Raw genomic sequence first — 220 nt, forward strand, 5'->3', positions numbered from 1 at the left:
TTTAAAAACCTTTTAATCCCTGTAAGGCAAAGTGAATGGGTTTTCCAATCGCTTGATTTAAGTATGGCATGTTCTGACGCACGGTTTCTGTTACTAATTTTGTGGGTATTTTTCTTTTCGGTCGATGTTCTTTCTTTGATGTATTTAGGCTTTTTTCTTTTTCCCATTTCCCATATATCGTTTGGATGGATAGGTCATCCTTCAATCCAATCCACAAGCG

The 220-nt window shown here is 36.8% G+C and carries 1 pseudogene; it reads right to left on the reverse strand.

Annotated elements, in window-relative coordinates:
* Position 1 precedes the first annotated feature (1 nt).
* Positions 2 to 220 (reverse strand): annotated as a pseudogene (locus QQZ16_RS04425) (hypothetical protein); the annotation flags it as partial.

It is taken from the genome of Bacillus sp. T2.9-1, from assembly GCF_950097965.1.
GTDB lineage: Bacteria > Bacillota > Bacilli > Bacillales > Cytobacillaceae > Niallia > Niallia hominis.